We start from the raw sequence: 20243 nt of genomic DNA on the forward strand, positions 1-20243 counted from the left end.
ATGGATTTGTTCACTCTCCTTTTATCTTAACTGAAACGAATTTGAAAGAAAAGTTTGAAATCTGTCCAATGATCCGAGCAGATACAAAATAACTAGAAGAATTTTTAATGTTTTCTCAAAACCAAAGGTCAAATAAGACACAAAAAAAGCCATGTCTGTTTTTTTGTTCTATTATTTGCTATAATTAGCGAAATAAAACCATTAGTTGAGGTGAAACCTTTGCCACGTAATAATACACGAAGAAAACAAGCACGACGAACAAAAGAAAAGTGGTTTGTTCCTAAGGTCATTTTTCGCGTTTTTCAATCATTAACCGTTTTTATCATGGTTCTTATCATTCTATTCGCTGCATTAGGTGTGGGAGTCGGTGCCGGCTATTTTGCGTATCTAGTTGAAGATACAAAGCTACCTTCCAAATCTGAGTTACAATCTGAGTTAGGCAATATAACCGAAACATCAAAACTTGTTTATGCCGATAATACAGAGATCTCGACGATCCAAACTGATTTGATGCGGACAACCGTCCCTTCAGATCAAATGTCGCCTTATTTAAAATCTGCGATCATCAGCACAGAGGATGAATATTTTGAAGAACATAAAGGCTATGTTCCTAAAGCGGTGATCCGAGCACTTTTCTCTGAAGCAACCGGGATCGGCTCATCTGGAGGATCAACACTGACCCAGCAGTTAGTCAAGCAACAGATTTTGACCGATGAAACAACCTTTAAACGTAAAGCAAATGAGATCTTATTGGCTGCTCAAGTCGAGAAACATTTTACAAAAGACGAAATCATCTCCACTTATTTGAATGTTTCACCTTTCGGAAGAAACAATAAAGGCCAAAATATTGCCGGTGCCCAAGAAGCTGCGCAAGGGATCTTCGGAGTCAATGCGAGCGATTTAACCTTACCACAAGCGGCATTTATCGCAGGTTTACCACAAAGTCCGATCACTTATAGCCCTTATACCAATACAGGTGCATTGAAAGAAGACCTTACTGCCGGCTTAGAAAGAAAAGACATCGTGCTATTTAGCATGTACCGTGAACACCAAATCACAAAAGAGCAATATGAAGAAGCAAAAGCCTATGACTTAACAAAAGATTTCTTAGGTCAACAAGTGGCAGAACAAACTGACCGTGACTTCTTATATTACACGGTCATGAATGCCGCGACCGATATCATTGCTAGACAATTGGGAGAAAAAGATAACGCAGATCTATCCGATACAGACGTCTACAATGCCTACTATCAACGTGCAGAACAAACGATCCAAAATCAAGGGTACACGATTCATTCAACGATCGATAAAGGCATCTATGATGCGATGCAAGCAGGTGTTGCCAATTATGGTTACTTACTTGATGACGGAAAAGGCACACCTGTTGAGACTGGTAACGTTCTGATGGATAATAAAACCGGTCGAGTTTATGGATTTGTCGGTGGTCGTAATTATGCGCTGAACCAAAATAATCATGCCTTTGATACTCAAAGACAAGCCGGGTCATCGATCAAGCCGATGTTGGTTTATGGTCCAGCGATCGATATGGGCTTAGTTGGTTCAGAATCACGTGTTTCTGACTATGCAACTACTTGGCAAGAAGGCTCAAATGCGGGAGAAGACATCGTCAATGCGACGAATAAAGGATCAAATACCTTCCAAACGGTTCGTGAATCATTGGAATGGTCGAACAATATCCCTGCTTACCATTTATATCAAGATGTTTTGAACAATGGCGGCTCAAAACAATACGCCTACGAAACGTATCTATCAAAAATGAACTATCCCGCAAATGCCAACTGGGGCGTTGAATCGGCACCACTGGGAACAGTCGATGTCACCACTCTTCAACAAACCAATGGCTTCCAGGCATTAGCAAATAATGGCGAATTCCAGCAAGCGTATATCATTGATGCAATCACTGACAACGAGGGGAATGTCATTTATCAACACGAAGTTAAACCAGTGCGCGTCTTTTCCGAAGCCGCAGCTTCGATCGTCAATGATATGTTGCGTAGCGTTATCAATGAAAAGATCACCACACCATTCAAAGATGATATCACTAGTCTCAATGGCAGCTTAGGTCAAGCGGACTGGATCGGTAAAACTGGTTCAACGAATGATTACCGAGATTCATGGTTAGTTGTCTCCACACCCTCTGTCACGATCAGTAGTTGGGCAGGACACGATGATAATACCGGAATGGATGCCCAAGCAAGATTGCGTTCATCCAAATATTTAGCGAATTTAATCAATCAAGTGTATCAAGTAAACCCAACGATTTTTGGTACCGATCAGAAATTCACACTTGCTTCTGATGTGAAGAAAGAAGACGTTTCTGCCTTCACAGGACAATTACCTGGAAAAGTGACCGTTGACCGAAGATCGATCAATACACCTAGCAAAACTGTCGAGTCACTTTGGGCAAAAAATGGTCCTGAGAAAAGCACCTTCAAATTTGGTGTAGGTGGAACGGATGAAAATTACAAAGATTACTGGAATACTGTCGGAACATTCGAACGTGAAAATCCACAGAACAAAGAGGATGACAAAGACGACGATTAACGAAACAATCTGAGTCCACTACTCTTTCTCAAAAAAAAATGAGTCAGATCTTGATAAATGATATCAAGATCCGGCTCATTTTTTTTTCGTTTTTACTTATCTTTGGTGAAGCTTTGCCCCTGTTATTTCCATAAAAAAGTAGCTGAAACGACTATTCTTTGTCATTTCAGCTACTTTTAGTTATCGTTTTATTTGATCAATCGCTTGATGTTTATCTCAATCGATTTATTTCGTTGAACCTTTTTCTTCAATTCCATAAGGTAAGATGATTGTTTTTTCTTCTACTTCTTCTTTGTTCATCATTTTTGTCAATAGACGCATTGATACCGCACCTAAGTCATATAATGGTTGCGTAATACTTGTCAAGCGTGGGCGAGCAACTTCAGTCAATAAAGAATTGTTGCTTGTGATGATCTCAAATTCTTCTGGTACTTTGACACCACGGTCAATCAAGCCATCTAAAATACCGATTGCTAGTTCATCATCCGTTACATAAACAGCAGTTGCTCCACTATTGTGGATACGTTCTACTAATGACAAGCCATCTCTAAAATTATAGCTTGATTCAAAGATCAAACCTTCACTATAAGTCAGTCCGTTTTCTTTCAACGCTTCTTTGTAGCCTTTCAAACGGTTTTGGCCATTGATCGGGTCAATCAATGCACCACTTACAAAGGCAATTTTTTTATTGCCGTTTTTAGCTAATTTAGTTACTGCATCTTTTGTCGCTGAAGTATAGTCGATATTGACACTTCCTACTTGTTCGTCTGGATCGATCGAACCAGCTAAAACAACTGGAGTTTTTGAACGTGAGAATTCGCCACGGATTTCATCTGTGATATGATGCCCCATGAAAATCACACCGTCAACTTGTTTGGCTAAAAGATTGTTCAGTACGTTGACTTCTTTTTGGTCATTTCCGTCTGAATTTGCCAAAATGATATTATATTTGTACATCGTTGCCACATCATCGATCCCACGTGCTAATGAAGCAAAGAACATATTGCTGACATCTGGGATGATGACCCCAACCGTCGTTGTTTTTTTACTTGCAAGACCACGAGCTACAGCATTTGGGCGATAATCTAAGCGGTCAATGACTTCCAATACTTTTTTTCTTGTAGCTGGTTTTACATTTGGATTCCCATTGACAACACGTGAAACAGTAGCCATAGAAACATTTGCCTCTCTCGCTACGTCATAAATAGTGATAGTTTGTTTTTCCATCGTTGTTCTCCTATTCTGTTTTTATATCTTTTCTGAAAATACGATTTACATTTCTAAAACAGGATATCAAAGATTGACAGAAATTGCAACCGTTTTACTAGCGTTTTCATGAAAAAAATCACCTTTTTCACTTTTAGTCAATTGGTCTTTTTTTACAAGAGTGGTACAATGAATTATCGAAACATGCCATAAATGCGAAAGAAGGATGTCCAAATGAATCTTGAAAAAATCAATGAATTACGCCAATGGATGGCTCAAAAAGAAATCGACCTTGCTTATATCAGTGATCCAGGTCATATCGCCTATTTTGCTGGTTATGAAAGTGAACCCCACGAACGTGTACTAGCTCTATTTCTTCCACTTGACCAAGATCCTTTCTTGTTTACACCAGCCTTAGAAGTAGAAGATGCACAAAATAGTCCTTGGGCCTATGATGTCCGTGGTTATCTTGATAGTGAAGATCCTTGGCTATTGATCGGGCAAGAGATCCGCACCCGTTATCCACAAATAAAAACGATCGGGATCGAAAAAAATGCATTGACGGTTGATCGCTTTGACGCATTATCGCTACAAATGACAAGCAGCGTCCGATTTGCTGACCTGACTCCGGTCATCCAACGTCTGCAATTGATCAAAACAAAAAAAGAAAAAGAGCAATTGATTGCGGCAGGAAAATGGGCAGATGTAGCTTTTGAAATTGGTTTTCGCTCCATCAAAGAAGGCGTAACGGAACAAGCGATTATTGCTGAAATCGAATATCAACTAAAAAAACAAGGGGTATCTCAAATGTCTTTTGACACGCTAGTTTTAGCGGGGACAAATGCAGCAAGCCCTCATGGAACACCTGGAAGTACTACGATCCAACCAAATGAACTTGTCTTGTTCGATCTAGGCGTCGTATGGGATGGCTATTGTAGTGATGCGACACGAACAGTTGCCTTCCAAAAACCGACAGAATTTCAAGAGAAAATCTACCAAATCACGCTTGAAGCCCAATTAGCAGCTCAAGAAGCTGTTCGTCCAGGCGTCACAGCCGCTGAACTTGATCAAGTCGCACGTAACGTCATTGAAAGCTACGGCTACGGCGAATACTTCAATCATCGTCTAGGTCATGGTATTGGTACAACTGTTCATGAATATCCCTCATTAGTGGCAGGCAATGATCTAGTGATCGAAGAAGGCATGTGCTTCTCATTAGAACCAGGTATTTATATCCCTGATCAAGTAGGCGTAAGAATCGAAGATTGCGTCTATGTCACAAGTGACGGTTGCATCCCATTTACAACAACACCAAAAGAATTATTAGTAGTGGAGTAAGGTTGTGAAAGAAGCGTTTTGACCTGAGCAGTAAGAGGGGAAATCAGAAAATAGCTTTCCATATTTTTTGATTTCTCAGCTTAATGTTGAAGGTCAGCTTCTTGAACACCGTTCATCGAGGTTGTGAGAAAGCCGTTCTGCTCCGAGTATTAAGACAGAACTTGAGAAAATAGCTTCTCATATTTTTTCAAGTTTTGACTTAATATTGAAGGAGCTGGCTTTCGAACACCGTTTATCTAGGTTGTGAAAGAAGCGCTCAACACTGAGTAATAAGGGCAAAAAACCAAAATGGCTTTTTTCATTTTGGTTTTTTTGACTTATTATTGAAGTGTTGCTTCTTGAACACCGTTTATCATAGGTTGTGAAAGAAGCGTTTTGACCTGTAAATAAGCGATAACCCCAAAGTAGAAACTATTTTCGGGTTATCGCTTATTTTTTTAGTTGCTTTTTCTGATATCCGTTAGTTGTCGATACCTATTCATTTGCTATTTGTTGCTTTAAATAGAATTTCGTTGTGCCAACAAAAGGCATATTTTCCACCGAAGCAAACACCTCAAAGCCATGCCTTTCGTAGAACTCTCGAGCTTGATAATCTTGCGTATTGACGGTCATATACAAACACTGGTTTTCCAATGCTGTTTGTTGAACCGCTTCTATTAATCGCGATCCGATGCCTTCGTGACGGTACGATTGATCTACGGCGAGCAATGATAGATGCAAGGTATTACCAAATAAAGATGCTACTGCGCCACCGATCCACTTCTCATCCTTAGATGCACTGATTGAAATGATTTGAGTTGTTAAGTGTTCATTTGTAGAAAATGATTGCATATATTGTTCGTTCAGCAGACCAATGATTTTCTTTTCTGTTTCTTCGGAATCGCTTTTCTTGATCTCAATCATTTACAATATCCTCTCCACGTAAGATTAGAGAAAAAAGGACACGAATCAGGTTGTTTCCTGATCGTGCCTTTTCTTGCTCACTTTTTAGTGTTGCTTATTTAAATGTATCTTTTAAATCTTCTTTCGCAGTAGCTGCATCTTCTTTTGCCATCTCAGACAAGATTTTTGCATCTTCAGCTACTGGTTTAGCTTCGTCAATGCCTTCTTTTACAGTACTACCTGCTTGGTCTGCTGTATCTTTGATGTCGATCATGATGTCTTCTTTCGCAGCAGCTGCTGTGTCGCCTAAATCAGCAGCTGATTTTTTGAAACGATCAGATAAATCAGCTGATTGCTCTTTCAATGTCACTAAAATATCTTCTGATTCGTCTCCTGCGTCGGCTGTTGCGTCTGAGACTGTTTGTTTGACATTACCAGCTAAATCGCCTGCTTGTTGTGAAAGATCATGCGCTTTGTCTTTTGCGATACTTGTCAATTCAGTTGATTTTTCTTTTACCATCTCTGTATAATCAGAAGCCATATCTAGAAAATCATCCGCTTGTGCTGCTAATTCATCACGTAATTCTTTACCAGATTTTGGTGCAAGTAGCAATGCTGCCACTGCTGCGGCTGTACCACCAATCACTGCACCTAGTAAAAATCCACCTTTTTTTGCCATGATTATTTTCCTCCTGTCGTATCTGTTGTTGGTTTTTTATGTTTAAAGAATTTCACTGCAGTCCCACCGACTTTGCTGGCAACAGTTGCTTTTGCTGTTGTTTTACCGATGCCACCAACTTTTGTAACGATGTGTTTGCTTGAAGAATTCAATTCTGATACACTCTCGCTCAAATCAGCGACAGCTGTAAATAAAGGATCGATCGTTGCTACTTTTCCGTTGATATCATTCAACAATTCGTTGCTTTTCACTAACAAGCCTTCGACTTGTCTCGATAAAAGATCAACATCTTTGGTAACGACTTCAATCGTTGTGTTTGCTTCTGTTACTGTTTGTTCTGCTTTTTCAATCGTTTTTGCTAATCGAATCAATACACGTACTAGAAAGACCACAAGTATTGCAAAAGCAATTGCTGCAATCAAGCCAGCAATTTCTCCAACTGTCATAATCAAGCCTCCTTCTCCTCTTCTTGCTATAAGGATAGCATTTTCATATTTTTTAAACAAATAAAAAATAGCAAAAAGCTTCAACTACCTACATTTTGATCAGCAGCTGAAGCATCTCGCTTGTTTACTTTTTGTTAGTTGGTTCAGAAGTTTCTGTTGATTGATTGAAAGATGAAGGCGTCTCTGCTGCTAAAGACTTGCCTAATGATAGAATGTATTCTCTTAATGGTCCACCCACTTCTGGATGTGTCAATCCATATTCGATACTTGTTTTCATAAAACCAAATTTGTCGCCGACATCATAACGTTTACCCGTAAATTTACGTGCGAATACGCGTTGTGTCTTATTCAATGTATCGATTGCATCGGTCAATTGGATCTCATTACCTGCACCTGGTTTTTGCTCTGCTAAGACATCAAAGATTTCGGGTGTCAATAAATAGCGTCCAATAATTGCTAAATCACTTGGTGCTTTACTTGGTTCAGGCTTTTCAACAAAATCTTTGACATTGAATAAGCCGTCTTCTAGTTCTTCTCCTGGATTGATGATCCCATATTTAGATGTATCTTTGTGAGGTACTTGCATCACGGCGATCGTTGAAGCATGTGTACGCTCATAATCGTCGATCAGTTGTTGTGTCAATGGGATTTCATCTTCCATGATGTCATCACCTAACATGACAACAAACGGTTCATTTCCGATGAATGCTCTTGCTTGCAACACAGCGTGTCCTAACCCTTTAGGATGCGATTGACGAATAAAATGAAGGTTTACATCCGTTGTTTCTTCCACTAATTTTAGTAATTCAGTTTTTCCTTTTTCGCCTAAGTTCGTTTCTAATTCGATATTTGAGTCAAAATGATCTTCAATTGGGCGTTTTGCTTTCCCTGTGACGATCAAAATATCTTCAATCCCTGATTTTAACGCTTCTTCTACGATAAATTGAATCGTTGGTTTATCAACGATCGGCAACATTTCTTTTGCCATCGCTTTTGTTGCAGGTAAAAATCTTGTTCCTAAACCTGCTGCTGGAATCACTGCTTTTTTTACTTTCATTTTTTTCTCTCCCTTAAAAATGTTAGTGAAATTCATTCTCTTTTTTGCCATCGCGCAACATGATCTCTGTCGCTGCTTCATTTATGTTCTTGTGCTCATATAGCACTTCATAAATCGTTTGAGTGATCGGCATCTCGATCCCCATGGTCTCAGCTAACTCTTTAGCAGCTCGTGTGGTCTGGACACCTTCCACGACCATGCCCATATTATCCAAGACTTCGCTTAATTCATGGTCTTGTCCAAGCAGATTACCGGTACGCCAATTTCTCGAGTGGATACTTGTACAAGTGACAATTAAATCACCGACACCGCTCAGTCCGATGAAGGTCAACGGATTTGCTCCCATAGCAACACCTAAGCGGCTGATTTCTGCTAATCCTCTTGTCATGATAGCTGCCTTTGCATTATCCCCAAAACCTAAGCCATGGATTGCACCTGCACCGATTGCGATAATGTTTTTTAAAGCGGCACCCATTTCGACCCCAATAACATCAGGATTCGTATAGATTCGGAAATAATGATTCAAAAATAGTGTTTGAACAAATTTAGCAGCATCTGCTTCCGTGCTTGCAGCAGTGATCGTCGTAATATCGTGACGAGCCACTTCTTCTGCATGACTTGGACCCGATAAAACAGCAATTGCTTGTCTCTTTTCTGCTGGGATCTCTTCTGCCAGGACTTCTGAGATCCGCTTGTGTGTTCCTTGTTCTAAGCCTTTACTTGCATGGATGATCACTGGTTTTGTTTGCAAGACCTCAACGAGTTCTTGACATACCGAACGAATCGCCTTAGTCGGTACAACGAACAAAACAGCATCTACATCAGAAACAGCCTTCGCCATGTCCGAGTATGCGATGATCGTTTTGGGCAATTGGTGTTTTGGTAAATAATGCTCATTGGTATGCTTTTGGTTGATTTCATTAACCTGTGAGGCACGGTGACTCCAGAGTCGAACGTCATGACCATTTTCAGCAAGCACTTGTGCTAATGCTGTTCCCCACGAGCCAGCACCTAAAACCGCTACCCTATATTTCATTTTACCACTCCTGCAAATTTTTTCATTTTTTTCGACTTGGACTTTAGATAATGAATTGATTTTTCCCTAAAGATCGGTCGTAATCTGGTAAGTTGCCTTTTTTCCGACGCCAGATGAATAGAACGATTGCTCCAATGAATAGCACAGCAGATAAAAGCTGTGACACACGGATCGTATCTAAAAAGTAAAGACTATCCGTTCTCATTCCTTCGATGAAGAAACGACCAAAACTATACCATATCAAGTAAAGCAGTGCGATTTCCCCTTTTTTCAAAAGATGCGTTTTCTTCCGTAGTAATAAGAGGATGATCACGCCAATAAGGCTCCATACTGATTCATAAAGGAAAGTTGGCTGTCGATAGATCCCATCGATATACATATTATCAATAATAAAATTCGGTAAATATAGACTTTCTAAGAAACTCCTTGTTGTATCTGGTCCAAATGCTTCATGGTTCATGAAATTTCCCCAGCGCCCAATTGCTTGTGCTAATAAAACACTAGGTGCAGCAATGTCCAAGAACGTCCAGACATCAATGAAGTGATATTTCGTGTAAAAATATAATGTGATACCGCCTGCAATCAGACCACCATAAATCGCTAGACCGCCTGAACGGATATTGAATATTTGGATCGGATTTGCAATATACTGTGGTAAATCGAACAAGATGTAATACAAGCGTGCGCCAATGATCGATAGCGGTAATCCCCATAACATAAAGTCAGTGACGTCTTCTGCTTTCATTCCTACTCTTACTGCTTCTCGACTGCTTAACCACATGGCGATGATAATGCCTGAAACAATGATCAATGCATACCAGTAAATAGGAACTCCTAAAAGGTCAAAAGCGACCCGATTGATTTGTGCAATCATACTTTCACTCCTAGCTATTGTCCGTTTGAATTTTCTTCAATCAAACGGCTCAATCTTTCTTCAAATGTCTTCGTTGCATCGAATCCCATCGTTTTCGCACGGAAATTCATCGCAGCAACTTCAATGATGATCGCGACATTTCGTCCAGTTTTCACAGGTATTTTGATTTGGGGGATACCTACTTCCGCAATTTCAACAGAAGTATCTTCAGACCCTAAACGATCGTATTTTTTCTCTTTTGCCCAAGCTTCTAAGTAGACAGCTAATTGGACTTGCATCGATCCTCTGACTGCACTGGCACCAAAAAGATTCATCACATCAATGATCCCGATTCCGCGAATCTCAATCAAATGTTCAAGGATTTTTGGTGGCTCTCCAATAACAGTTAGCTCATCTTGTTGATACACATCCACTCGATCATCTGCAATCAATCGATGGCCTCTTTTGATCAGTTCTAACGCTGTCTCACTCTTCCCAATACCACTATCTCCTTGGATCAAGACACCTAGTCCATAGACATCGACTAAGACGCCGTGAACACTTGTCCTAGGTGCTAATCGTCCATCTAAATAACTTGATAACTCACCAAGTAAACGTGAGGTTGAGATTGGCGAACGCAAAACGGCCATGCCATGTTCATTTGCTGCTTGAATCATTTCTTCTGGTGCAGCTAAACCTCTAGAGATGATAAAGGCTGGCATGTCTTCACTGCATAAACGACGCATGATCATCAAACGCTCTTCCGGCATCATCCGTTCTGCGAAGCTGATTTCTTTGCTCCCAAATAACTGTAGTCGATCATGCGAATAATAATTAAAATAACCGGTCAATTCCAGTCCAGGTCTGGAGATATCACCGGTTACGATGACACGATTTAAACTTTGCTCGTCACCAGTGACGATTTCTAATGATAGTTTTTCTACTAATTGGCTAACTTTTACCATTTCTGCCATTCGTATACCTCATTTCTATTAAACTGTTCTCTTTTATTTTATCATTCTATCGGTAAAAGTACTACCAATAAAAAAAACAAGGGATATCCTTTTCATTACACTCGTTTTTTATGGCAAGCACCGATCAAGAAATCGCTGTCATTTCTTTAGAAATAAGAAGAGGAAGCGACAATTGCCACTTCCTCTTTCCACTTATTTGATTGTGCTTTATTGTCCTTTGCATTGTTTTCTAACGATTCCTGTTCATATTACGATTGCTAACGATGATATTTACGAATGACATGATCACTGCAATCATTATAGCTGATCCAAATGACGAAAAGCTAAAATTAGCTGCTCCGACAAAGAAGGAGGTCATTTGTAAAATCAATGCGTTGATCACAAAAGTGAATAATCCAAACGTCAACAAGGTAAAGGGGATCGATAAAAACATAATGAATGGCTTGACTAATAGATTCAGCACAGAAAGAACAAAACTCGCCACAACTGCGGTCCAAATACTATTCACAAATATCATATTTGGAAAAATAACTGCCAGAGAGATAAACGTCAGCGTACTAACAACAATACGTTGAAGATAAGACATTAAAAGTCACTCCATTCGTCATCGTTGATTTTCTCTGCCTCTTTTCGTTTATTCGTTTGTTCTCTGTAGTTGTTTTTTTGATAATAGTCGTTGTCATGTCCATAACGACGTTGATTATTCTTTCCTGAAGGCACAAGCAAAGCCAACAGAATGTATAAAATAATTGGGCTTCCGAATGCAACTAAACTTAAGAAGACGTAAATGACACGAACAACTGTTGGATCAATCCCAAGATATTCAGCAATCCCAGCTAAAGTACCAGTCAATACAATATTTTTATTTGATTTTGTCAACTTTTTTTTCATTTTCTTTCACCTCTGTTCTCCTATTTTAATTGAAGAAAGATGCTAAAACAATCTTACTTCGGAAGATTTATTGAAATAATAAACCTATTGTTTGTTTCTTATAAGTATGATTTTCGCTTCGCCTTCCTCTTTCAGAAGGTCGAAGCGAAAAAATTATTTATCTGTATCTTTTAAATAGATACTACCAGTTGTAGTAGACAATTCAATTTTCGCCATTTCATTTTCAGAAACGCGACGGAATTCTAACATTTGATTCGTGCGCTCTTTCTTTTCACGGATCACTTCATAATCAGACAGGCGGCTATTGATACTGCCGAGACTTGTTTTTGCATGACCGTCCATACCGATGGTTGTTGGCAATGCAACTTTGACGTTACCATTGACTGAGCTTGCTTCGATTTTCTTCAAACGATCTTCTTTCACTGTCAAACGAACATCCCCATTGACTAATGAAATCGCTAAGTTTTCTGGTGTTGCGCCAAAAGTAACTGTACCGTTGACTGTTTCAATGATTGAATCTAAAATATCTCCATTACGGACATCGATATTCCCATTGACTCCACCAATCTCAAGCATCGTTGCAGCCATTTGCTCAACCAAGATATTACCGTTTGTTGATTTCATATAAATATCTTTTACATCTAAATCTTCAACTACAATATTACCATTGAGTAATTTGATTGCTGTATGGTCATACGTGCGTTTTGGTAAGTAGAAGACTAAATCGGCACGTACACGTTTGTTCGGGATTTGGAAAGAAATGTGTTCATCATTGACTTCGATTTGACTGCGTTCAGCAAAAGCTTCATAAGGCTCTGCACCCATTTTTCCATAAAGCTTGATTTTCGCTTCGACTTTTACGTCTTCGCTATCCCAAGTTTTCAAGGTGACATTCCCATTAGCCGCTTTGATGTCGATAATACTTGCTTGTGGCGCGCTATAGTAAAATTCGTGTTCAAATTTAGTTGTAGCGATCCCAGGTACTCGTAAACTGACATCTTTCCATTCCATATTATCATTCACTGTTACGGAAACATTTTGGAAGGTTTTCTTTAAGAATTTACCTAGTTGACTCCCAGCTTCAGTCATTTTTTCGCCGACTTGGTTCAATGTGTCATTTGCTTGTTCTTTCCAATCCTCTGGCAAGTCAAATTTCTCAGCAAAGGTGTCTTTTTTCTCAGACCATTGGCTTTTACGGATATCTTTTAATTCAGCTTCAAGCTTGATCCGCTCTTCAGATAAGAGATCTCCGGCTGCTTCAAGTTCTTTGACTTCTTGCTCCAATTGTTGACGTTGTGTCAATTCTTCTTCTGTTAGTTGATCCAACTCTTCTTTTGTATTCAATTGCATCAATGTTTCCTGTTTTTCATTGCGTGCAATTTTATTTTCAAAAAGTTTTGCGTTGACTTCATCTAAGTGAGCAGAAGTTTTGTTCGCTTCAGTCGCCAATTCATCTAAGATTTTTTCTAGATTCTCTTTGTCTTCTTGCTCTTTTTGTCTTGGATCTGGTTCTACTGCTTCACGTTCAGCTTTGCCATTTTCAAGTTCATCGATCAAACGACTTGCTTCATCTTTTTCTTTACGATCAGCATGTACACGATCTGCCTCTTTTGCGATTTGCTTTTCATCTTTTTCAGTTGCCATACTCTCCAATAGGTCTAAACCTTCTTCAGTTGAAAGGATGCCTTTTTTAACTAATTCTAAAATACGTTCTCTTTCTTTCATGGAAATTGCCTCCTTATAGCAAAAATTGTTTGCAAGCTTTTCCTTACATACATATTATGCAATGATTTGAAGAAAAAGTCATAGGACTTAAGTTGTAACTTTCTCTCATTCTTAGGATGATTTTTTCTGTCGAGTAAATAAAATTGAAGAAATGACTGATGTTATCGGTAAAACAAGGATCGCTGCGCTTGTCGTGACTACTACAGTTACATACTCCAAAACGAAAGTTTTTTCGTTGATCAACTGGCCAAAAGACAATTCTAGATCAATGAACCACAATATCAGGGCTAAACAATTTCCCATAAAAGCAAAAACCAAGGTCGTTACTGTTGTAGCTAAAATTTTTCTGCCGATCCGTATACTCGATTTTACTAATTCCCGATAGCTTTGTAATGGATCTGTCAGATATACTTCATACGTCGCACTAGCGATGGACACACTTGCATCTAATACGGCTCCACTCACACTGATCAATAAAATTGCTCGCGTCAATGCGAAAAAATCCAAGGGTACATGCAAATCGAACCCTGTCAGTTCATCTAATTCAATCCTTGTAAACCCTTGGATCGCTAATTCAGAAAGAAACGGCGTCACCACTAAGAAAACCACTAAAAAAAGCAATACACTAAGAAAAGCTGCTTTCATCTTGAGATTATAGCCATTAACAAAAAACAATGTGACACTAGTGATCAATAAAAAGATCACGATGGCACTTGGTAATATTGGCAACCGAAAATGATAGAGGAGTAATAGAAGGAAAAACAACAGGACGTTGATGAACAGACCTAAGATCGTATAGAGCCCATTTTTCCCACCAACCAGTAAAATCAATAGCACTAAGAGAAGTGCTAAGAGCAAAAGTACATTCATCAAATCGCCCTCCGATACTTCAAATGGCCTAAATAGCATAAAAGTGTAATGGGAATCGAAAGGACAATGCCTAGACTTCCGCTGATCACACGTAGCAATTCCAACGAGAGATGTAGCTCAATCGCATCTCTCAAGGGCCAACCATTGTTAAAGTAAACAAGTAACATCGGGATCGTCCCACTGACGTATACGAATAGTAAGATATTCGTCATGGAGCCAATTACATCTTGTCCTACCATTTGACCAGACTGCCACAATCGTTTCATCGTTATTTTTGGTTTTTTATTCACCAACTCATCTAAAGTTGTCGTGACTGTGACAACTGTATCCAATACCCCACCTGTCATCCCTACTAATAAACTAGCTAAAAAAACGGAACGATACGGTCGAGTCAAGTAACTCATTTCCTCATAACGTAATCCTTGATCGTTCAAATAATCCATTGCGAACAAACAAATTAGAAAAGCTACACCTACACTCGTCATGGTTGCGACGATTTTTATCCGTCCACCTTGTTGCCAACCATCTAAGGCAAAAACGCAAATGACCGTTCCTAGAAAGACAAAAAGGACACTCGTCATCACCAAAGATATCCCTTGGATCTGCGTGAAACCCTGAAGAAGTAAAATCAATAACAAGAGATTGAGTCCTACACTGATCAAAGTGAATATGCCTGCTTTTCCGCCTACGAACAAGAGCGCACAGATAAATAAACTTGTAAAAAGGAATAACCAGCCGTCATTTTTTTTGCTGAGTATCTGCCATTCATCCCCGATTTTCCGTACGAGATAAAGTTGATTCGTCTTAGCTTTTGCATGTTCGATCTGATTTTCTTGGTGCGGAATAAACAGAGTGAGTTCTGTTCCTTTCGCTTGCGTATTCATCAATTCTCCTTTGATTACTTGTTGTTCATTTTCTAGCGATACTTGCTGTACTTGCATGATTGGGTCTTCGTACCATTCAGTGGCATGTTGGATTACCCATGCGGCCACAAAACAACTACAAAGAATCAAACATTTGATCAATAATCGTTTTTTTTTGTACATACGCCTTCCTTTCTAAGGTTGTGAAAGAAGTGCTCAGCTCCGAGAAATAAGCGTGAAGAACCGAAAATTGTTCTTCAAATTTTTGGGGGTTCACGCTTATTTCTGAAGGAGCTACTTCTTGAACACCGTTTATTCTAAGGTTGTGAAAGAAGCGGTCAGTACTAAGGCATAAGGCAGAAAAATCGAAAATGGCTTTTTCATTTTTTATTTTTTTGACTTATGTCCGAAGTGTTGCTTCTTGAACACCATTTATTCATTTTTAGAAGGAACAGGATATCTAATGTACCCGATCCTTAAAATTTATGAAATGGATAACAACAAACAATTAATCATCGCCAAATCTCGAATAATTGTCTTCTATATTAATAAAAAAGCCAACTTCCAAAAATATATCTCTCTTTTCGGAAGTTGGCGCTTATTTCTCAGAAATACTGATCAGCATTTGACAAAAATCAGCGAATGATTTTTATCTTTGATTAGTCTCTTCGTTATGATTTGTGTTCAACTCAGTGATTTTACCTGTAGCTAGATACACGATCCATTCACAGATATTTGTTACGTAATCACCGATCCGCTCTAAATAACTTGCTACGTTGACATAGTCCGTTCCACTGATAACAGTTTCGGGATTTGCTTGCATATTTTTGATCGTTGCATTGTAGATCCGATTGAATGATTCATTGACACGATGATCCATATTTGCAATCGTACGTGCATCCTTTTCATCTGTTTTAACGTAAGCGACTAAGACATTATCTACCATTTTTTTGACATAATCAGACATATCAGAGATTTCTTTTTCGATTTCAGGAATTCTTGTTTCTCCTTTAAGACGAATCGTTGACTTGGCGATTGATACTGCGTGGTCAGCCATACGCTCTAAATCTGAACTTGCTTTCATGACTGTGATGATCGTTCGTAGATCAGTTGTCACCGGTTGTTGCAAAGCAATCATTTCAAAACTTTTTTTCTCTAATCGTGTTTCCATATCATTGATTGTAATGTCATTTTCAATTACTTCTTTTGCAAGAACTTTGTCGTGTTTTGTATAAGAGCGCACTGATTTATGCACGGCATTACTAACCATCATTCCCATTTCGTAAAATTGATTATGAAGGTTCAATAATTCTTCTTCAAATTGTGTTCGTAACATCCTCTTTCCTCCTTATCCGAATCGTCCTGAGATATAATCTTCCGTTTCTTTTTTATCAGGATTCATAAATATTTTTTTCGTATTGTTGAACTCGATCAAATTGCCATCTAAGAAGAAAGCTGTTTTGTCTGAGATACGTGATGCTTGTGACATATTGTGAGTCACAATGATCATCGTATAGCGTTCTCTTAATTCTAATAACATACTTTCTATTTTACCAGTAGAGACTGGATCTAAGGCACTAGTTGGCTCATCTAATAAAATAATTTCTGGATTGACAGCTAACACACGGGCAATACACACTCGCTGTTGTTGTCCACCTGATAAAGACAACGCACTTTTATGCAATTTATCTTTGACATCTTCCCAAACAGATGCTGCTTTCAAGCTCTCTTCTACTACTTGGTCTAACACTTTTTTGTCTTTTTCACCTTTGATTTTCAACCCATAAATGACATTTTCATAGATGGAGAATGGAAAAGGATTTGGTTGTTGGAACACCATACCGATTTCTTTACGTAGTCCAACGATATCCGTTTTAGGACTGTAGATATCATTGCCCTTGTAAACGACACTACCAGTGATCGTTACACCTGGGATCAAATCATTCATACGATTCAATGAACGTAAATAAGTAGATTTCCCACAACCAGATGGTCCGATCATTGCAGTGATCTCGCCTTTATTGAAACTTAGATCAATGCCTTTCAAGGCTTCTTTTTCCCCATAATACAGATGAAGATCTTTTGATGAGATAATTTCTTTTGTCATAGCAAGTCCTCCGTCTTAACCAAAATGACCGGACACATAGTCTTCAGTTGCCTGAATCTTAGGTCTAGTAAATATCTTATTCGTCTTGTCATACTCGATCACATTTCCAAGATAGAAGAACGCAGTGTAATCGCTGATCCGGGCAGCTTGTTGCATATTGTGAGTCACAATAATAATCGTATAATCTTCTTTTAAGTTGACTAACGTTTCTTCAACAGTCCCAGTAGAAATCGGGTCTAACGCACTCGCTGGTTCATCAAGCAATAAAATATCTGGTTTCATCGCGATTGCACGAGCGATACAAAGACGTTGCTGTTGTCCACCTGATAACGCCAAAGCACTTTTATTCAAACTATCTTTGACTTGATCCCATAATGCCGCTTGCTTCAAACTAGTTTCGACGATCTCATCTAGTTTTTGTTTGTTTTTCTCACCATGCTGTTTCAAGGCAAACGTAATATTGTCATAGATTGATTTACTAAAAGGATTCGGACGTTGGAACACCATGCCGATTCGTTTGCGCATTTCGTAAACGTCGATTTGTGGTGCATTGACATCGACTTCTTTATACATGATCTTTCCAGTGATCTTCGTGTTTGCGATCCCATCGTTCATTCGATTCAATGAACGTAGATAAGTGGACTTCCCACACCCTGATGGTCCGATCAATGCAGTGATTTTATTCTTTTCAAATTCAAGATTGACACCTTTAATGGCTTCGTTATCGCCATACCATACATGCAAATCATCTGTATATAGCGCGATATCTTTTTCAGCGCCCATTTTGATGATGTTGGTTTCATTCATATTATATTCTTTCATTCTGCTTCTTCTCCTTAAGCTGAAGTCATTTTACGGTGCAGACGTTTTCCAATTGCTCGAGCACCAAAGTTGAATAGTAACACAGCGATGATCAATACTGCAGAAGCTCCTGCCGAAACGGAAACCCCATCGGGCATCGTTCCTTCTGTATTGATTTTCCAAATGTGGACAGCTAGTGTTTCAGCTTGTCGGAAGATACCGATCGGGCTGGAAATGCTAAATGGATTCCAGTTAGTAAAATCTAAGGCTGGCGCACTTTGACCAGCGGTATAGATCAACGCTGCGGCCTCACCGAAAATACGGCCAGAACTCAAGATGACCCCCGTCAAAATACCTGGTGTCGCTTCAGGAACAACGACACGAAGCACTGTTTCCCAACGAGACAATCCTAGAGCTAAACCAGCTTCGCGTTGTGTGTAATGAACTGCTTGTAAAGATTCTTCGACTGTCCGAGTCAATAAAGGCAAGTTGAATACGGTTAATGCCAAGGCACCTGAAATGATCGAGAACCCATATTGGAATTGGATAACGAAAACCAAGAAACCAAAGAGACCGACAACGACAGAAGGCAATGAGCTAAGAATCTCAATGGATGTGCGGATGACATCTGTCAACCAGTTTTTACCTGCATACTCAGACAAGTAGATTCCTGCACCCAGTGAAATCGGAAAACTGATGATCATTGTGATGATCAGTAAATAGATAGAGTTGAATAATTGGATTCCAATTCCTCCGCCAGTTTGATACGCTTTTGACGGTTCAGTCAAAAATGCCCAAGAGATATGTGGAATACCGCGAACTAAGATATAAAGAAGCAACGCAGCGAGGATCAGGACGATGATGCCTGAAATCACATATAAGACACCTGTTGCTATTTTATCAGAACGTTTTGCATTCATTATTTCAATTCTCCCTTCTTACCAATCAAGCGGATAACGATATTAAAGAATAATGACATCAAGAGTAGGATCAAGGCTAGAGACCACAAAACGTTGTTTTCAACGGTACCCATGATCGTATTTCCGATACCCATCGTCAAGATCGATGTCAGCGTTGCAGCTGGAGTGGTAAAGCTTGTTGGCATCAATGCCGCATTACCGATAACCATTTGGATCGCTAAGGCTTCACCAAAGGCACGAGCCATCCCAAAGACGATAGCTGTCAAGATTCCTGGAATTGCTGCGCGTAAGACTACTTTATATGTGGTTTGCCATCTCGTTGCTCCTAATGCAAGAGAAGCTTCACGATAGTGTCTTGGTACGGCTTTTAACGCATCGACTGTCATCGTCGTAACCGTTGGTAAGATCATTACGAACAACACAAATGTTCCGGCTAAAATACCAAAACCCGTTCCGCCAAAAATGCCGCGAATGAATGGAACGATGACGGATAGACCGATAAACCCATAAACAACTGAAGGAATACCTACAAGTAGTTCAATGACCGGTTGTAAAATCTTTGTTCCGTTTTTCGGAGAGATTTCTGTCATGAACACAGCTGCTCCGATGGCAAAAGGTGTTGCAATGATCGCAGATAAAAAAGTAACGATAAACGAACCCGCGATCATTGGTAGAGCTCCTACCATTGGTTTTCCATCCGGCCCGAGTGCGCTTGGATTCCAATTTGTTCCAAATAAGAAATCAAAAACATTGATTTTATCAACAAAAAAGGTCGCTAACCCTTTGCTGGCAACAAAATAAAATATTGCTAAAACAACCACTACAATCAATGCAATACATAAAAAGCTGATAAACTTTCCACGTTGTTCCATTTTCGAGCGCTTGGATTTAGTTACTAGTGCTTTTTTTACATCTTCCACAGATGATTCCTCCTTGGTCCTTTAACATACCTATACAGTCTACTAAGCGAATATCAATTTGATTTTAATAACATGTAAATTTTTTGCTAACTTTGTAAATTTTGTGTAAA

Annotated in this window: 20 protein-coding genes; 2 read left to right on the plus strand and 18 right to left on the minus strand. The window is 39.2% G+C overall.

The annotated features are described in order from the left end of the window. Positions 1-219: 219 nt before the first annotated feature. Positions 220-2565: a transglycosylase domain-containing protein gene (locus ACH0AK_RS03585; RefSeq protein ID WP_023520018.1), complete on the plus strand. Its 2346-nt coding sequence runs from the start codon at positions 220-222 to the stop codon at positions 2563-2565. 225 nt (positions 2566-2790) lie between these two features. On the opposite strand, the gene ccpA is transcribed toward ACH0AK_RS03585, so the two are convergent. Next, positions 2791-3792 carry a catabolite control protein A gene (gene ccpA, locus ACH0AK_RS03590; protein ID WP_023520019.1) on the minus strand — a complete coding sequence of 334 codons (1002 nt, stop codon included), beginning with the start codon at positions 3790-3792 and terminating at the stop codon, positions 2791-2793. Between the two features lie 213 nt (positions 3793-4005). Here ccpA and ACH0AK_RS03595 point away from each other — a divergent pair, with 213 nt between their 5' ends. Beyond that, on the plus strand, positions 4006-5109 hold the full coding sequence (locus ACH0AK_RS03595) for an aminopeptidase P family protein (protein ID WP_438725283.1): 1104 nt from the start codon (positions 4006-4008) through the stop codon (positions 5107-5109). Positions 5110-5583: 474 nt separating this feature from the next. Here the strand turns inward: ACH0AK_RS03595 and ACH0AK_RS03600 are convergent, their stop codons facing one another. The 17 genes from ACH0AK_RS03600 to pstC form a co-directional block, all read right to left on the minus strand. Further along, positions 5584-6012 carry a GNAT family N-acetyltransferase gene (locus ACH0AK_RS03600; protein WP_023520021.1) on the minus strand — a complete coding sequence of 143 codons (429 nt, stop codon included), beginning with the start codon at positions 6010-6012 and terminating at the stop codon, positions 5584-5586. A gap of 94 nt (positions 6013-6106) precedes the next feature. After that, complete coding sequence (locus ACH0AK_RS03605) at positions 6107-6670, minus strand: YtxH domain-containing protein (RefSeq protein ID WP_010734933.1); 564 nt, start codon at positions 6668-6670, stop codon at positions 6107-6109. 2 nt (positions 6671-6672) lie between these two features. Beyond that, on the minus strand, positions 6673-7116 hold the full coding sequence (locus ACH0AK_RS03610) for a DUF948 domain-containing protein (RefSeq protein ID WP_010734932.1): 444 nt from the start codon (positions 7114-7116) through the stop codon (positions 6673-6675). Positions 7117-7240: 124 nt separating this feature from the next. After that, entirely contained in the window at positions 7241-8173 is a 933-nt protein-coding gene (gene galU / locus ACH0AK_RS03615; protein ID WP_010734931.1) for a UTP--glucose-1-phosphate uridylyltransferase GalU, read from the minus strand. Positions 8174-8195: 22 nt separating this feature from the next. Beyond that, positions 8196-9209: an NAD(P)H-dependent glycerol-3-phosphate dehydrogenase gene (locus ACH0AK_RS03620; protein WP_226075633.1), complete on the minus strand. Its 1014-nt coding sequence runs from the start codon at positions 9207-9209 to the stop codon at positions 8196-8198. A 43-nt stretch (positions 9210-9252) separates the two neighbouring features. Next, the gene (gene lgt / locus ACH0AK_RS03625) at positions 9253-10083 is read right to left on the minus strand and encodes a prolipoprotein diacylglyceryl transferase (RefSeq protein WP_023520023.1); all 831 of its coding nucleotides are present in this window, start codon (positions 10081-10083) and stop codon (positions 9253-9255) included. Positions 10084-10097: 14 nt separating this feature from the next. After that, positions 10098-11036, minus strand: coding sequence for an HPr(Ser) kinase/phosphatase (hprK, locus tag ACH0AK_RS03630; RefSeq protein ID WP_010734928.1), 939 nt, complete (start codon positions 11034-11036; stop codon positions 10098-10100). A 229-nt stretch (positions 11037-11265) separates the two neighbouring features. Continuing rightward, positions 11266-11622: a phage holin family protein gene (locus ACH0AK_RS03635; RefSeq protein WP_010734927.1), complete on the minus strand. Its 357-nt coding sequence runs from the start codon at positions 11620-11622 to the stop codon at positions 11266-11268. Continuing rightward, positions 11622-11927 (minus strand): PspC domain-containing protein, encoded by a 306-nt coding sequence (locus tag ACH0AK_RS03640; protein WP_010734926.1) that lies wholly within the window; start codon positions 11925-11927, stop codon positions 11622-11624. The genes ACH0AK_RS03635 and ACH0AK_RS03640 overlap by 1 nt, the downstream gene beginning before the upstream one ends. Positions 11928-12080: 153 nt before the next feature. Continuing rightward, entirely contained in the window at positions 12081-13652 is a 1572-nt protein-coding gene (gene liaX, locus ACH0AK_RS03645; protein WP_023520025.1) for a daptomycin-sensing surface protein LiaX, read from the minus strand. Positions 13653-13763: 111 nt separating this feature from the next. Further along, positions 13764-14522: a YibE/F family protein gene (locus tag ACH0AK_RS03650; RefSeq protein WP_023520026.1), complete on the minus strand. Its 759-nt coding sequence runs from the start codon at positions 14520-14522 to the stop codon at positions 13764-13766. Continuing rightward, entirely contained in the window at positions 14522-15568 is a 1047-nt protein-coding gene (locus ACH0AK_RS03655) for a YibE/F family protein (protein WP_226075637.1), read from the minus strand. Before ACH0AK_RS03655 ends, ACH0AK_RS03650 begins: the two co-directional genes overlap by 1 nt. A gap of 466 nt (positions 15569-16034) precedes the next feature. Continuing rightward, positions 16035-16721, minus strand: coding sequence for a phosphate signaling complex protein PhoU (gene phoU / locus ACH0AK_RS03660; RefSeq protein ID WP_010734921.1), 687 nt, complete (start codon positions 16719-16721; stop codon positions 16035-16037). A gap of 12 nt (positions 16722-16733) precedes the next feature. Further along, complete coding sequence (gene pstB / locus ACH0AK_RS03665) at positions 16734-17492, minus strand: phosphate ABC transporter ATP-binding protein PstB (protein ID WP_010734920.1); 759 nt, start codon at positions 17490-17492, stop codon at positions 16734-16736. A gap of 15 nt (positions 17493-17507) precedes the next feature. After that, positions 17508-18314 (minus strand): phosphate ABC transporter ATP-binding protein PstB, encoded by an 807-nt coding sequence (gene pstB, locus ACH0AK_RS03670; protein WP_010734919.1) that lies wholly within the window; start codon positions 18312-18314, stop codon positions 17508-17510. A gap of 14 nt (positions 18315-18328) precedes the next feature. Then, entirely contained in the window at positions 18329-19213 is an 885-nt protein-coding gene (gene pstA / locus ACH0AK_RS03675; RefSeq protein WP_010734918.1) for a phosphate ABC transporter permease PstA, read from the minus strand. Then, positions 19213-20133 (minus strand): phosphate ABC transporter permease subunit PstC, encoded by a 921-nt coding sequence (gene pstC, locus ACH0AK_RS03680; RefSeq protein WP_034687410.1) that lies wholly within the window; start codon positions 20131-20133, stop codon positions 19213-19215. Before pstC ends, pstA begins: the two co-directional genes overlap by 1 nt. Positions 20134-20243 lie beyond the last annotated feature (110 nt).

It is taken from the genome of Enterococcus pernyi (assembly GCF_045371165.1).
Lineage (GTDB): Bacteria > Bacillota > Bacilli > Lactobacillales > Enterococcaceae > Enterococcus_B > Enterococcus_B pernyi.